General features: G+C 62.0%; 13 protein-coding genes and 2 riboswitches. Of the genes, 2 read left to right on the forward strand and 11 right to left on the reverse strand.

What is annotated here, in order from left to right:
• The 5 genes from gcvH to G7047_RS08105 form a co-directional block, all read right to left on the reverse strand.
• Positions 1–375, reverse strand: coding sequence for a glycine cleavage system protein GcvH (gcvH, locus tag G7047_RS08085; RefSeq protein WP_166303298.1), 375 nt, complete (start codon positions 373–375; stop codon positions 1–3).
• Between the two features lie 124 nt (positions 376–499).
• On the reverse strand, positions 500–1,636 hold the full coding sequence (gene gcvT / locus G7047_RS08090) for a glycine cleavage system aminomethyltransferase GcvT (RefSeq protein ID WP_166303301.1): 1,137 nt from the start codon (positions 1,634–1,636) through the stop codon (positions 500–502).
• 58 nt (positions 1,637–1,694) lie between these two features.
• Positions 1,695–1,808, reverse strand: a riboswitch (glycine riboswitch).
• A 14-nt stretch (positions 1,809–1,822) separates the two neighbouring features.
• A riboswitch (glycine riboswitch) is annotated at positions 1,823–1,932 on the reverse strand.
• Positions 1,933–1,966: 34 nt separating this feature from the next.
• Positions 1,967–3,259 carry a TRAP transporter large permease gene (locus G7047_RS08095; RefSeq protein WP_166303305.1) on the reverse strand — a complete coding sequence of 431 codons (1,293 nt, stop codon included), beginning with the start codon at positions 3,257–3,259 and terminating at the stop codon, positions 1,967–1,969.
• 15 nt (positions 3,260–3,274) lie between these two features.
• Entirely contained in the window at positions 3,275–3,787 is a 513-nt protein-coding gene (locus G7047_RS08100) for a TRAP transporter small permease (RefSeq protein WP_166311949.1), read from the reverse strand.
• Between the two features lie 263 nt (positions 3,788–4,050).
• Positions 4,051–5,025 carry a TRAP transporter substrate-binding protein gene (locus tag G7047_RS08105; RefSeq protein ID WP_166303310.1) on the reverse strand — a complete coding sequence of 325 codons (975 nt, stop codon included), beginning with the start codon at positions 5,023–5,025 and terminating at the stop codon, positions 4,051–4,053.
• A gap of 361 nt (positions 5,026–5,386) precedes the next feature.
• Here G7047_RS08105 and G7047_RS08110 point away from each other — a divergent pair, with 361 nt between their 5' ends.
• A complete protein-coding gene (locus G7047_RS08110; protein WP_166311950.1) occupies positions 5,387–5,845 on the forward strand; it encodes an Lrp/AsnC family transcriptional regulator in 459 nt (152 codons plus the stop codon).
• A gap of 44 nt (positions 5,846–5,889) precedes the next feature.
• On the opposite strand, the gene G7047_RS08115 is transcribed toward G7047_RS08110, so the two are convergent.
• Both G7047_RS08115 and G7047_RS08120 read right to left on the reverse strand, forming a co-directional pair.
• Positions 5,890–7,368 carry an amino acid permease gene (locus tag G7047_RS08115; RefSeq protein WP_166311951.1) on the reverse strand — a complete coding sequence of 493 codons (1,479 nt, stop codon included), beginning with the start codon at positions 7,366–7,368 and terminating at the stop codon, positions 5,890–5,892.
• A 127-nt stretch (positions 7,369–7,495) separates the two neighbouring features.
• A complete protein-coding gene (locus tag G7047_RS08120; protein WP_166303314.1) occupies positions 7,496–8,386 on the reverse strand; it encodes a LysR family transcriptional regulator in 891 nt (296 codons plus the stop codon).
• A 129-nt stretch (positions 8,387–8,515) separates the two neighbouring features.
• Between G7047_RS08120 and G7047_RS08125 the strand changes: the two genes are divergently transcribed.
• The gene (locus tag G7047_RS08125; RefSeq protein WP_166303318.1) at positions 8,516–10,000 is read left to right on the forward strand and encodes an MFS transporter; all 1,485 of its coding nucleotides are present in this window, start codon (positions 8,516–8,518) and stop codon (positions 9,998–10,000) included.
• Between the two features lie 7 nt (positions 10,001–10,007).
• Here G7047_RS08125 and G7047_RS08130 read toward each other — a convergent pair whose 3' ends face one another.
• The 4 genes from G7047_RS08130 to G7047_RS08145 all read right to left on the reverse strand — a co-directional run bounded on the left by G7047_RS08130 (position 10,008) and on the right by G7047_RS08145 (position 14,782).
• Positions 10,008–10,802, reverse strand: coding sequence for an ABC transporter ATP-binding protein (locus tag G7047_RS08130; RefSeq protein WP_166303323.1), 795 nt, complete (start codon positions 10,800–10,802; stop codon positions 10,008–10,010).
• 36 nt (positions 10,803–10,838) lie between these two features.
• Positions 10,839–11,726 (reverse strand): ABC transporter permease, encoded by an 888-nt coding sequence (locus tag G7047_RS08135; RefSeq protein ID WP_166303326.1) that lies wholly within the window; start codon positions 11,724–11,726, stop codon positions 10,839–10,841.
• A gap of 106 nt (positions 11,727–11,832) precedes the next feature.
• Positions 11,833–12,801: an ABC transporter substrate-binding protein gene (locus tag G7047_RS08140; protein WP_166303331.1), complete on the reverse strand. Its 969-nt coding sequence runs from the start codon at positions 12,799–12,801 to the stop codon at positions 11,833–11,835.
• Between the two features lie 274 nt (positions 12,802–13,075).
• Entirely contained in the window at positions 13,076–14,782 is a 1,707-nt protein-coding gene (locus G7047_RS08145; protein ID WP_166303336.1) for an electron transfer flavoprotein-ubiquinone oxidoreductase, read from the reverse strand.
• Between the last annotated feature and the right edge of the window lie 180 nt (positions 14,783–14,962).

Consider the following 14,962-nt stretch of genomic DNA (forward strand, 5'->3'; position numbering starts at 1 on the left):
TCAGGCGTTTGCGGCGAACGAGTTGTAGCTCGTTTCGTCCATCAGTTCGCCCAGTTGAGCGGGCTCGCTCAACTTGACCTTGAAGAACCAGCCAGCACCCAGTGGGTCGCTGTTGGCAAGCGATGGATCATTGCGCAGCTCTTCGTTGACTTCCACGATCTCGCCGGAGACGGGCATGTACACATCGGCAGCGGCCTTCACGGATTCGACGACACCGGCGACTTCGCCTTGGGCGAAGGTCTTGCCGACTTCGGGCAGGTCGACGAACACCACGTCGCCCAGCGCGTCCTGCGCGTGCACGGTGATGCCGACGACGGCGGCATTGGCGTCAGCGCTGTTGATCCATTCGTGGTCTTTGGAAAAGTGGATGCTCATGGGTGCTCCGGGAGAAAGGTTTGAAAACGGGGTTCGAGATTGGTCAGCACGCAATGTAGCCGGGAATTGAGGCGGAATTGCGAACCGACGCTGTCTGGCAGGCGATCAACGGCAACTGCCGTGATCAGCCGCGGAAGTAGTTGGTGGGCACAAACGGCGTGGCGCTCACCACCATCGGCACCTGTTTGCCGCGCACGATGGCGAACAGCTCGGTGCCGTTGGCCGCGTATTCGGGGCTCACATAGGCCAGCGCGACGGGCTGGTTCAGCGTGGGGCTCAGCAGGCCGCTGGTGATATGGCCGATCTTCACGCCTTCGGCGTTCTGCAACTCGGCGGGCTCACGCACCGGAATGCGTTCCTTGGCGATCAGACCGACGCGCTTTTGCGCGAGTGAGCCGGGCTGGTCGATCTGAGAGAGGATTCTGGTCGCGCCGGGAAAGCCGCCCGCGCGCTCGCCGCCGGTGCGGCGCACCTTTTGGATCGCCCAGTTCAGCGTGGCCTCGGGTGGCGTGGTGGTGGTGTCGATATCGTTGCCGTAGAGGCACAGACCAGCTTCGAGGCGCAGCGAGTTGCGTGCGCCGAGGCCTACGGGCTTCACTTCTTCCTGCTGGAGCAGGGCGCGGGCGAATTCATCGGCGCGGCTCTCATGTACCGAAATCTCGAAGCCGTCCTCGCCCGTGTAGCCGCTGCGGGTGATGAACAGGTCGGCGCCGTTCCAGTTGAATTCGCCGCCGGTCATGAACACCAGTTTTTCCACCCCGGGCACGAGGCGCGATAGCACGGAAACTGCCTTTGGGCCCTGCAGCGCGAGCAGGCCGCGTTCGGGCATGGGGATGACTTCGCAGCGCGAGCCGATGCGTTCGATGATGTGCGCGATGTCGCCGACCTTGCAGGCACCGTTGACGATCACGAAGAGGTCCTTGCCACGGTTCACGAACATCAGGTCGTCGATGATGCCGCCGTCGTCATTGAGCAGCAGGCCGTAGCGCTGCTTGCCCACGCCGAGGCCGATCACGTCAACGGGCATCAGGGTTTCGAACGCGGCGGCCGCATCCGCGCCGACCAGGCGCAGCTGACCCATGTGGGAAACGTCGAATAGGCCAGCTGCGCTGCGGGTGTGGCTGTGCTCGGCCATCAGGCCAGCGGGGTACTGCACCGGCATCGAGTAACCGGCGAAAGGCACCATCTTGGCGCCAAGTTCAATGTGCAGTGCGTTGAGTGGAGTCGTGAGCAGGGGCGTGGCGGGTGAGGGCGCGGACATGTTTTTCAAACTCCAAGGCAAATGATCCGGACGACCGACGCCATGACGTCGATCGTGGTTTTGCCCTGCTGTCCGCTTTACCTGAGAGATTCATCGCGCGTCTGAAACGCTGCGATTTGCTCCTTCGGTGGATCGGTACGCGTTGTACGGATCTCTCTCCAGCTGGGGGAACGCCCGCATCACTGCGGGCGGCTGCCAGTCCTTTTGCCTGAGCGTTCGGTGTCTGCCTGCGCCTTCGGCGGCCGCGCTGAGGAAGCTTTTATGGGCTCCCGGCGACTCTCTCCTGACAAGCCGCACATTATAGCTGCGAGTGATCTGGTATTTGGCGATTCATTTGAAACCCAGCATGCGCGGCAGCCAGGTGCTGAGCGCGGGAACGAACGTGAGGATCACCAGCACCACCGCATGGGCCCAGAGAAATGGCACCAGTTCCTTGACCAGCGCGCTCATCGGCACCTTGGAGACGTTGCAGGTCACGAACAACAGCCCGCCGACCGGCGGCGTGATCATGCCGAGCGTGAGGTTGAAGATCACGATCATCGCGAAATGCACCGGATCGACGCCGAGCTTGAGAGCCACCGGCGCGAGAATCGGTGCGAGTACCATGACGCCTGGCAGCGGCTCGATGAAGATGCCGAACAGCAGCAGAAAGATGTTCACGAGGATGAGGAACATCCACGGCGAGAGATTCATGCTGACCAGCCACTCCGCCATTTGTTGCGGAATGCCCTCGATGGTGAGCACCCAGGCGAACGAAGCGGAGAGCCCGATGATGATCAGCACCGAAGCAGAAAGCAGGGCGGAGCGCGACAGGATCTCCGGCAGCGCCTTCCACTGCAGCGTGCGGTAGACGAACTTGCCGCAGATGAGCGCGTAGAACACCGCCACCACCGAGGCCTCGGTCGGCGTGAACCATCCGGCACGCATGCCGCCGAGAATTACCACCGGCAGCAAAATGGCGGGCAGGGCCTTCCAGGTGGTGATCAGAATCTCTCGGAGTGGCGGCGTTTGTCCGTCTCCCTTGTAGTTGCGCTTCTTGGAGACGTAGTAGTTGACCACGCACATCGCAATCGCGATCAGGATGCCCGGCAGAATGCCCGCCACGAACAGCGTGGCCACCGAGACGGTTTCGTCCTGCAGCGCGTAGATGATCATCGTGATCGACGGCGGAATGATCGGGCCGACGATGGCGGTCGACGCAGTGAGCGCCGCCGCGTAGGATCGATCGTAGCCCGCCTTGTCCATCATCTTGATGAGCATCGAGCCCGGCCCCGCCGCATCGGCCAGCGCCGAGCCCGAAATCCCGGAGAAGAAGGTCAGCGACACCACATTGGTATAGCCCAGCCCGCCCCGACGGTGCCCGACGAACTGGCCCGCAAAGCGCAGCAGCACCTCGGTGAGCGAGCCGCCGCTCATGAGTTCTGCTGCCAGAATGAAGAACGGCACGGCCATCAGCGGAAAGCTGTCGATGCCGGTGAAGGTCTCCTTGAGCAGCACCATCAGCGGATAGTTCTCTGCGAGGATCAGCGTCGTGGCGGTCGAGAGCCCGAGCGCGAAGGCCACGGGCACGCCGATGGCGAGATAGATGCAGGCGGAGAGGATGAGAACGAGGCTGGCGTCCATGGGATGTCTCCGTGCTCAGAGCGACGCGGAGGCGGTCGCGTCGAAATGCGCGTCGGACGCGAACCGGCGCTCGAGGATGTAGCCCTTGACGATCAACAGAAAGTGTACGACCAGCAGTACACCGCCAATCGGCATGGCGCTGTAGATGTAGGCAAACGGAATCTGCGTGACGGCGGTGAGCTGGAACATGGTGCGCTGCATGTAGAGCCAGCCGTACCAGATCATGAAGCCGAAGAACGCGAACAGCAGCGCCGCGACCACCACCCTGAGCGCGATGGCCGCGCCGCGCGGCAGGGCGTCCTGTAGGTTCTCGACGGCGATGTGGCCACCATAGCGCAGCACAGGGCCCGCGCCGAGGAACGTCAGCCAGATCATCATGTGGCGCGAGACTTCCTCGGCCCATTCGATGGATTCATGGGTGGTGTAGCGCATCACCACGTTGGTGAAGATGATCACCGACATGGCGGCGAGCAGCAGTATCAGCACCCAGCGGTTGACCGCGAGAAAGAGTCGCTCGAAGATTTGCACGATGGTCGGCCCATGGGGCGTTGGAGAGAAAGAGACAAAAAGAATGCCCGGCCGTTCCACACGGTGCCGAGCACGCTGCTGCGTCAGGTGGTCATGTCCTGAGAGCGTGGTTGCGCTCTCCACGCGGCCTTGCAGGCGCGGCCTCGGGGGATCTGCTGCGTTGCAAATCCTCGCAATAGCCCGAGCTATTGCTGCGGTTTGCGCCTTGCAGCCCATCCCGATCGGCATCCTGCAATCCTCGCGCCGAGATCGCAAACACGCTCTTATTTCACGTCGACGATGCGCTGGATGTTGGCTTCGCCAAACTCCTTGGAATAACCCGCGTAGGCGGGCTTGAGCGCCGCGCGGAAGGCATCGCCGTCGACCTTGCGGATCACTTTCATGCCGTCTTTCTCGAGCTGGGCGATGCCCTTGTCCTCATCCTCATTGACCTTGGCACGCTGAGCCGAGGAGGCTTTCTTCGCCGCGTCGGTGAAGACCTTCCTGTCCGCGTCATTCAGCTTGTTCCACACCTTGGGCGAGAGCAGCAGCAGCGCGGGCGAGTAGACATGGCCGGTCAGCGAGAGATGGTTCTGCACCTGCGCGAACTTGGCCGAGAGAATCACCGGAATCGGGTTTTCCTGACCGTCCACAGTGCCTTGCTGCAGCGCGCCGAACAGCTCGGGGAATGCCATCGGCGTGGGCAGGATGCCGAAGGTCTTGTAGCCGTCGATGTGCACCCGGTTTTCCATGGTGCGCATCTTCAGCCCTTTGGCATCGGCGGGCGTGACGATGTCGCGCTTGGAATTGGTCATGTGGCGAAAGCCATTTTCCGTCCAGGCCAGCGCGATGATGCCCTTGCTCGGGAACTTGGTGAGCAGGTCCTGCCCGATGGGGCCGTCCATTACCTTGCGCGCATGGTCGTAGTCGCGGAATAGGAAGGGGATGTCCACGATCTTGACTTCGGGTACGAAGTTGCCGACCGGGCCGGTGGAGGTGTTCACCAGATCCTGCGTGCCGAGCTGGATGGCCTCGATCTGCTCGCGCTCGCCGCCCAGCGCCGAGTTGGGGAAATACTGGCATTTAAAGCGAGCTTGCGTGTTCTTCTCGACCTCGTCGCAGAACACTTTGGAGCCCACACCGTAGTGCGAGTCGGGGGCGGTGGCATAGCCGATCTTGAGGATCTGGGGTGCGGCCGAGGCGGCGAACGCCGTGCCGAGAGCCAATCCGATTCCCAAAGCCATCTTGCTGAGCTGCATATCGTTCGTTCCTCATCGGCTGCGCCGAAGTTGTCTCCACACCGGTTTGATTCGGCCACCCCGCAATGGAGAGGCCACCGTCCATTGTGTGCAAAGCGATACGCAGCGGAATTGGGGTTTTTCTGTGTTTGCAGTGATCAGACACACCAAAGCTCCCTGAGGCAGCGGTAACCACCCGGGAGCTGTGAAGGAGAGTGAAATGTCGGTAAACAGGCTCTGCTGGAAAGGGGCTTCGGTAAAAGTGTTTCGATGGAAGAAGTATGCGCCTGTGTCGCTCGAAGATGTTTTCGATTTTTTCTTGTGTTTGATATCTATTTGGAAAAATAATCTGCAAAGTCAACTTTTGTAGAAAATTATGCTTTTGGACTCCATGGATCGGAAAATTCTCGCGCGTCTTCAAGCGGATTCGCGTGCCAGCCTTCAGGAAATCGGCGCTGCGGTTGGTTTGAGCGCATCCCCATGCTGGGGGCGTATCAAGAAGATGGAGGAGGCCGGCGTGATCGAGGGCTACACCGTGCGCCTGAACCCGCAGGCGTTGGGCCTTGGCGATACCGTGCTGGTGCAGGTCACGCTTGACAGTCACTCCGACAACACACTTGAGAAGTTCGGCGAGGTGCTTGCGAGCATCCCCGAGATCGTCGAGGCGCATCTGGTGTCGGGTGACTACGACTATCTGCTGCGCGTGGTGGTCAAGGACACGCGCGACTACGAGCGGCTGCTGCGCGAGAAGCTCTATCGCATCAAGGGCATACGCCACAGCCGCTCGAGCTTTGTGCTGCGGACGTTGAAGCGGGCGGATTTGCCGCTGGGCGTGGCCTGACGGGCCGACCTCGCTTGGGTGGGCCGCCAAGATGATCGCGCGCCTCAGCGCAGGCCGATCAAATCCATCTCCTTGTACGAGACGAAGCGTGTGCCCTTGAGCCACTTGTAGCCGAACCAGATGATCAGGAACAGAGGCAGGCCGATATAGGTGGCGACGACGCCCACCCAGTCGATTTGGTCGGCCATGAAGTTCTCGTAGTTCTGGCCGAGCGTGATGATCATGCACAGCACGAAAGCGAACACGGGCCCGACGGGGAACGCCGGGGCGCGGTAGGGCAGTTGCTGGAGGTCGTAGCCCTGCGCCTCGCAGCCCTTGCGGAAGCGATAGTGGCTCACGGCGATGCCCAGCCATGCAATGAAGCCACACATGCCAGAGAGGTTCAGCAGCCAGATGTAGACGGCCGAGGGGCTGAAGACGTTCGAGAAGAAGCACAGTGCCGCAATCACCGTCGTGGCGATCAGGGCCATGACCGGCACGCCGCGCTGGTTCACCCGTGCGAATATCTTCGGCGCCATGCCCTGCTGAGCGAGCGCGTAGAGCATGCGGGTGGAGGCGTACATGCCCGAGTTGCCCGCCGATAGCACGGAGGTCAGCACCACCGCGTTCATCACCGCCGCCGCGCCGAGCAGGCCGGCATGTTCGAACACCAGCGTGAACGGGCTCACCGAGATGTCGCCCAGGTCGTTCTTGAGCAGTTTCGGATCGGTGTAGGGGATCAACAGGCCGATGATCAGGATCGCGAACACGTAGAACAGCAGAATCCGCCAGAACACCTTGCGCACGGCGCGCGGCACGTTCTTGGCGGGGTCTTCGGATTCACCGGCGGCGATGCCGATGAGCTCGGTGCCTTGGAACGAGAAACCCACCACCATCGCCACGCCGATCAGCGCGGCAAAGCCGCCGGCAAACGGCGCATCACCATTCGTGAAGTTGGCGACGTTGCCCCACAGGCCCTCGGGCGAGCCGCCCTTGAGAATGCCGAAGACCATCAGCAGGCCGACGGCGATGAACACCAGCACGGTGGCGACCTTGATCGTGGCGAACCAGAATTCCGATTCACCGAAACCGCGCGCCGACAAGGCGTTGAGCCCGACCATCAGCGCGAGGAACAGGGCACTCCAGAGAATACCGTTAACGTCGGGGAACCAGTAGGCCATGACGAGCTGTGCGGCTACAAGGTCGACCGCGATGGTCACGGCCCAGTTGTACCAGTAGTTCCAGCCGAGCGCAAAACCGAAACCCTCGTCGACATATTTCGCGCCATAGGTCGCAAACGAGCCCGACACCGGCAGATGCGAGGCCATCTCGCCGAGGCTGGTCATCAGGAAATAAACCATCAGCCCGATCACCATATAGGCCAGCAGCGCGCCGCCGGGACCGGCTTGGGAGATGGTGGCGCCAGAGGCGACGAACAGTCCGGTGCCGATGGAGCCGCCAATGGCGATCATCGACATGTGGCGGGCTTTGAGTGTGCGGCGCAACTCGCCGCTGGAAGAAGAAGGATGGCCGCTATCGCTCATGGGGTCTTGGGTCACGGCCCGATCATCCGATCTGGCCGTTCCACGCTACGGGAAAACCCGCTATTGTCACGCTTTTGGAAGACGCAGTGCGGATACGGGTCTGGCAGCTTATGCGAGTCCCGTCATCTCACCAGTCTGCCTGCTCCAGCAACAGCTTCGCCAGTACCTTGATTTTGGGCGAGGCTTGCCGCGAGCGTGGGTAGACCAGCGCCAATTCGCGGCTGCGCCCCTCGTGCTGGGGCAGGAGGCGCACCAGACGACCTGCGCGCAGGTGTTCATGCACCGCGAATTCCATGATCTGCACCACGCCCAGTCCGTGCAAGGCGCTCTCGAGCAACGGATCGCCACTGTCAAAATGGATGGATTGCGGCACGGGCCATTCCTCGAACTGTTCTTGTTCATTGAGAAACTGCCAGTGCACCCGGCGGCCGAGATGGGGGTTGTAGACGCCGATGCAGGTGTGCTGCGCCAGTTCGATCAGGTTGCCGGGCGTGCCGTGCTCGGCGAGATAGGCGGGCGAGGCCACCGTCACCCAGCGAAGCGGGGGAAGGCTGCGCGCGATCATGCGGCTGTCTTCGAGCGGACCAATGCGCACGGCGGCATCAAAGCCTTCGTCCACCATGTCGACGAGGCGGTCGGTGAAGTTTGCGTCGATCTGCAATTGCGGGTGCTGGCGCATGAGTTGGCCCAGCATGGGCGTGAGCACCATTCGGCCAAACAGGGATGGTGCGGTCATGCGCAACATGCCGCTCGGCTCGCAGCGTCGGTCGAGCAACAGTCGGCGTGCATCCTCCAGCCCCGCGATCAGCGGCGTGCAGCGATCCACCAGCTCGCAGCCATCGGGCGTGAGCGACACATTGCGCGTGTTGCGGTTCAACAGCCGCATACCAAGGGCGGCCTCCAACTGGGCGACACTGCGAGAAATGCGCGATTGGCTGGTGCCCAACTGGTGGGCGGCGAGGGTGAAGCTTTTGTATTCGGCCACCTTGACCAGCATGTGGACGGCATTGAGATCCATGGGTGTCGGCTCGATGAATTGATTAATTCAATTTTGCATGAGTGAAAGAAAAATATCTCATTTATCTTTTAATGTGAATTAATTAGCATGGACCCAGTTGCCGTTTCGGCTTACATGGACTCTGGATTCATGGCACTTTTCACTTCCAACTCTCCGGCATCGACGCTGCGCCATCCCCGCATGGCGCTCGCGCTGCTTTCGCTCTCGCAACTGCTGATCGCGCTGGACGCCACCATCGTCTTCGTTGCGCTGGACGCCATCGGCCAGCATCTGCGGATGGACGCGCGGCATCTGCAATGGGTGATCAGCGGCTATAGCGTGGCCTTTGGCGGCTGCCTGCTGTTGGGCGGGCGCTCGGCCGATCTGCTGGGCAAGCGGCGCATGTACGTCGTCGGCATGGCGCTGTTCGGACTGGCGTCGCTGCTCGGTGGCTTCTCCAGTGATTCGCTGCAACTGGTGCTGGCGCGTGCGGCGCAGGGTGTGGCGGCGGCCATGCTGTTTCCGGCCACGCTATCGCTGATCAACACGCTGTACGAGGCCGGTCCGGCGCGCAACCGGGCCTTGGCCGTCTGGAGCATGGCCTCGGCAGGTGGACTTGCAGCAGGGGCGCTGCTCGGCGGGCTGCTTACGCAGTGGTTGGGCTGGAACTGGGTGCTGTGGGTGATGGTGCTGGTCGCTTGGCCGTGCGCGCTGGCGGCATTGCGCTATCTGCCGCGTGACGCGAAGACCGAGCACAAGCAAGGCTTTGATCTGGCGGGCTGCGTCACTGTCACGCTGGGCAGCACGTTGCTGGTCGCGGCGCTGGTGCAGGGGCCGGAATGGGGCTGGAGCAGCATGGCGCTGATCGGCACCCTGCTTGCCGCACTGGCGTTGCTGGGTATATTCGCTTTCGTCGAGACCCGCTCGCGCTCACCGTTGGTTCCGATGGCGTTGCTGCGCGTGCCGGGTCTGCGCACGGCGATGGCACTCACCATGGTTTTCATGAGCAGCTACGGCGTGCAGTACTACTTTCTCGCGCTGTACTTCCAGCAGATCTACGGCTGGAGCCCGTTGCAGGCAGGATCGGCATTTCTGCTGCCGACGGCGCTGTGCACGTTGGGCATCCGCTGGGCCGAGCGTTGGTTGCTTCGCAGCCCGGTGCGCAGTGTGCTGATAGGCGGCTGGGTGGCGGGTGCGCTCGGCATGGGCTGGATTGCGTGGGCGCTGCCGCATGGCAGTAGCTATTGGTGGCTAGTGCCGGGTTTCGTCGTGCTGAGCGTTGGGCAGGGTGCAAGCTGGACCGCGATGTGGATTGTGGCGGGGCAGGGGATTGAGCCCGAGCGTCAGGGTGTCGCTTCCGGCATCGCGGCGACGGCGCAGCAGGTGGGCGCGGCGCTGGGGCTGGCGGTACTGGTGATGGTGGCGACTGCTCCGGTCACCGCTCTGGGGGATGGTTCAGCAGACGTGCCTGTCCGGCTTGAGGCGGTGGCGCGCGGTCTGCAGCATGCCGAATGGGGCGCGGCGCTGTTCGCGCTGGCAGGTTGTCTGATCGCCCTGAAAATGAAAAGGCAGCCGCGAGAGGCTGCCAGTTCCATGTCGCACGATGCACTCGCCAAGGAGTGCAGCGCGGGTTGATGGGGCATCAACCCAGCAGTAGCGCGTCGTCCGACAGTTTTTCGCCGCGCACTTTCTCGAACATCTGCAGCAGATCGGGCACGTCGGTGCGTGCGCGTTCTTCGCCGGAGATGTCGAGCACGACCTGGCCCTGGTGCAGCATCACGGTGCGCTGGCCGACGTCGAGCGCCTGGCGCATGCTGTGGGTGACCATCATGGTGGTGAGCTTGTTCTCGGCGACGATGCGGTCGGTGAGCTTGAGCACGAAGTCTGCCGTGCGTGGGTCAAGCGCGGCGGTGTGTTCGTCGAGCAGCAGGATGCGCGAAGGCTGCAGCGCCGCCATCAGCAGGCTCACGGCCTGACGTTGGCCCCCCGAGAGCAGGCCGATGCGGTCGGTCAGGCGGTTTTCGAGGCCGAGGCCGAGGATGGACAGCCGCTCGCGGTACAGATCCCGGTTGGACTTTTTGACCGCGCCGGAGAGACCACGGCGTGTGCCGCGCTGGTGAGCCAGCGCCATGTTCTCTTCGATGGTCAGGTCTTCGCAGGTGCCGGCCATCGGGTCCTGGAACACGCGGGCCACGCGGGTGGCGCGCGACCATACGGGAAGGCGGGTCACGTCCTCGTTGTCGATCTTGATGGTGCCGGTGTCCACGCCCAAGTCGCCCGAAATGGCGTTGAGGAAGGTGGACTTGCCCGCGCCGTTGGAGCCGATGACGGTGACGAACTGGCCTGCGGGGATCTCCAGCGTCATGCCGCGCAGCGCGCGGGTTTCGATGGGGGTGCCCGGGTTGAAGGTGATGAAGAGGTCTTTTGCGCTCAGCATGGTGATGACTTCCTTTTTATCGTTGTTCTGAAAGCATCAGGAGCCGCGCTTGGCCAGCTTGCGCTTGAGCTGCGGGATGACGAGAGCGATGGTCACGAGCACGGCGGTGACCAGATTCAAGTCCTGTGCCTTGAGGCCGATGAAGTCGCTGTTGAGGGCGAGCGCGATGAAGAAGCGGTAGACGATGGCGCCGATAATCACGGCCAGCGTCGCGTAGACGAGGCGACGCGACGGCAGAATGGATTCGCCGACAATCACTGCAGCCAGACCGATCACGATGGTGCCGATGCCCATGGAGGCATCCGCGCCGCCCTGGGTTTGCGCAAACAGCGCACCGGCCAGCGCGACCAGCGCGTTGGAAACGGCCATGCCGAGCAGCACCATGGCGCCGGTGTTGATGCCTTGTGCACGCGCCATGCGGGCGTTGGAGCCGGTGGAGCGGATCGCGAGGCCACGTTCGGTGTAGAAGAACCAGTCCATGATCAGCTTGGCGGCGATCACGATCACCAGCAGCAATGCGGGGCGGGCCCAATAGTCGGGCATGCTTTCGGGCTGGAGGATGGTGAAGATGGTGGCGTCGTTGATCAGCGGCACGTTCGGGCCGCCCATGATGCGCAAGTTCACCGAATACAGCGCGATCATCATCAGGATGGAAGCCAGCAGATCCATGATCTTGAGCTTCACGTTGAGCCAGCCCGTCATGAGGCCGGCGATCGCGCCGGCGGCAGCGGCTGCCAGCGTCGCGAGAAAGGGGTTGTAGCCGCCGGCGATCAGCACGGCGCAGACTGCTCCGCCCAACGGGAAACTGCCGTCCACTGTCAGATCGGGAAAGCGCAGCAGGCGAAAGGAGATAAGAACGCCAAGCGCGACCAGGCTGTAAATCAAGCCGATCTCAACGGCGCCCAACAGTGAAAAAAGAGACATGGACGGTAGTGTCTGAAAAAAACAAAGCAGGAGCCATGTGTGCACGGCTCCTGCATGGATTCGCCGCAGTCATGACAGGGTAAGTCATGACTGTAGCCGGGAGTGCTTACTGCACCACTTGGGCGGCGGACTTGATCAGCTCTTCGGAGAGCTTCACGCCTTGCTTTTCAGCAGCGCCCGGGTTCACGTACAGCTCGGTCTTGTTGGAGACTTCGGGCTTGATGTTGCCTGGCTTTTCACCCTTGAGCAGGCGAACCACCATCTGGCCGGTCTGCAGGCCCAGATCCTTGTAGTTCACGCCCAGAGCGGTAATCGCGCCGCGCTTGACGGAGTCGGTGTCCGAGGCGATCAGCGGCAGCTTGGCGTCCTGGCCCACCTTCACAAGCGACTCGTAGGCCGAGACGACGTTGTTGTCGGTGTTGGTGTAGATCACGTCGACCTTGCCGACCAGGCTGCGAGCAGCGGTGCCCACGTCCACCGAGCGGGGAGCGGCGGCCTCGACCAGCGTCATACCGTGCTTGGGCAACAGCAACTTGAGTTCCTTGACCACGACGGCGGAGTTGGCTTCACCGGGGTTGAAGACCATGCCGACCTTCTTGGCGTTCGGAACGACCTTCTTGATCAGGTCGATCTGGGGTTCGAGCTTGAGCAGGTCGGACACGCCGGTCACATTGGTCTTGGAGGCGTCCCAGTTCTTCACCAGCTTGGCGGCCACGGGGTCGGTCACGGCGGAGAACACCACAGGCACGTCCTTGGTGGCGGACACCACGGCCTGTGCGGACGGAGTGGCGATGGCCACGATGGCGTCAGGCTTGTCGCCCACGAACTTGCGTGCGATCTGAGCGGCGGTGCCCGGATTGCCTTGGGCGCTCTGGTATTGCCACTTCAGGTTCTTGCCTTCTTCGTAACCGGCGGCCTTCAGGCTTTCCTTCACGCCGTCACGAATGGCGTCCAGCGCCGGATGCTCCACGATGGCGGTCACGGCAACGGACTTCTCCTGTGCCTGTGCCACGGGGGCGATGGCGGCCATTGCAAGCGCCAGCGCGCCAAGGGGTGCCCAAGACAATTTGTTCATTCTCTTTGATCTCCAGTCGGAAGGTTGTCAATTCCTGATGTTTTACAGGCCGCGAACGAGGTTTCGCTTCTGCCCGGACGCAGAAGTCTACAACCTGTCACGTAGTCGTCTAGTATGCGCGCACCAAGTCGTTCAAGAAACTGTGGTTAAACCCTGTATTGGCAAATCCGAAACAATGATTTTGTGGGTTTTGATACGAAAACGGTGGTTTCATGACGAAAAAAAGGCACATGCGCCCGATTCGGGCCCATGTGCCTTTCCAGACAGTGCTTGCTTACATGCCCGAATAATTCGGGCCACCGCCGCCTTCAGGCGTTACCCAGACGATGTTCTGCGTCGGGTCCTTGATGTCGCAGGTCTTGCAGTGCACACAGTTCTGCGCGTTGATCTGCAGGCGTTCGGCATTGCCGCCCTTGGCCTCGTCGGGCACGAATTCGTAGACGCCGGCTGGGCAGTAGCGGGCCTCGGGGCCTGCGTACTTGGCGAGGTTGATGTTCACCGGCACGCTCGCGTCCTTGAGCGTCAGGTGGGCTGGCTGGTCTTCCGAGTGGTTGGTGTTGCTGATGAACACGCTTGAGAGACGGTCAAACGTCAGCTTGCCATCGGGCTTGGGGTAGACGATGGGCTTGGAGTCCGCAGCGGGCTTCAGGTAGGCGTGGTCGGGCTTGTCGCGGTGCAGCGTCCAAGGAATGTGGCCGCGCAGGACGAACTGCTCGATGCCGTTCATGATCGTCGCGGTGACCAGACCCTTCTTGAACCAGGCCTTGAAGTTGCGGGCCTTGTTCAGTTCTTCATAGAGCCAACTGTTCTCGAACGCGACCGGGTAGGCCGACAGTTCATCGCTCTGGCGACCGGCGCCGATGGCTTCAAACGCGGCCTCTGCGGCCAGCATGCCGGTTTTGATGGCGGCGTGGCTGCCCTTGATGCGGCTGACGTTGAGGAAACCTGCATCGCAGCCCACGAGCGCGCCGCCCGGGAACACGAATTTGGGCAGGCTCATCAGGCCGCCCGCGGTGATCGCACGCGCACCGTACGACAAGCGCTTGGCTGGCTTGATGCCCTTGGACTCGTCGCCCTCGAGGTAGTAGCGGATGTTCGGGTGCGTCTTCCAGCGCTGCATCTCTTCGAATGGAGAGAGGTAGGGGTTGGAATAGTCTAGACCGGTGATGAAACCGAGCGTGACCTTGTTGTCCTCAAGGTGGTAGAGGAAGGCACCGCCGTAGGTGTTGTTGTCCATCGGCCAGCCGGCGGTGTGCAGCACGAAGCCGGGTTGGTGGCGCTTGGGATCGATTTCCCAGAGTTCCTTGATGCCGATGCCGTAGGTCTGTGGATCGCGGCCTTCGTCGAGCTTGAACTTGGAGATCAGTTGCTTGCCAAGGTTGCCGCGCGCGCCCTCGGCGAAAATCGTGTACTTGCCGTGCAGTTCCATGCCGAGCTGGAATTCGCCAGTGGGCTCGCCGTTCTTGCCTACGCCCATGTTGCCGGTGGCCACGCCCTTGACTGAGCCGTCTTCGTTGTAGACGATTTCAGCGGCCGCGAAGCCCGGGAAGATTTCCACGCCCAGTTCTTCTGCCTGCTGCGCCATCCAGCGCACCACGTTGCCGAGCGCCACGATGTAGTTGCCGTGGTTCTGAAAGCAGGCGGGCAGCACCATGTTGGGGGTGCGGAACGAGCCCGTCTCGGAGAGGAAGACCATCGCATCGTCAGTGACGGGCTGGTTCAGCGGAGCGCCTTTTCCCTTCCAGTCTGGGATCAGCTCGGTGATCGCCCGCGGGTCCATGATCGCGCCCGACAGCGTATGTGCGCCGGGCTCCGAGCCCTTTTCGAGCACGACGACCGAGATTTCCTGCCCCTTTTCGGCAGCGAGTTGCTTCAGGCGAATCGCGGTAGCCAGCCCGCCGGGGCCCGCACCGACGATCACTACGTCATATTCCATGGCCTCTCGGGGACCGTACTGGGCGAGGATTTCGTCGTTCGTCATGGGTGTCTCGTAAACGTATTTAAATTGGAAATCTGGTGCCGGTTGCTGTCTGCGGCAGCTTGGACAATCCGGAGATTGTATTCATCACCGGCGAGCATATTGGACCGTGCGCGCCATTTGCTGTCATAAATGTGGCAGTGCAATACTTTCAAAGAGTATATGGAGAGAGCCGCGCGAAGC

The sequence above is a fragment of the Diaphorobacter sp. HDW4A genome (assembly GCF_011305995.1).
Classification (GTDB): domain Bacteria; phylum Pseudomonadota; class Gammaproteobacteria; order Burkholderiales; family Burkholderiaceae_C; genus Diaphorobacter_A.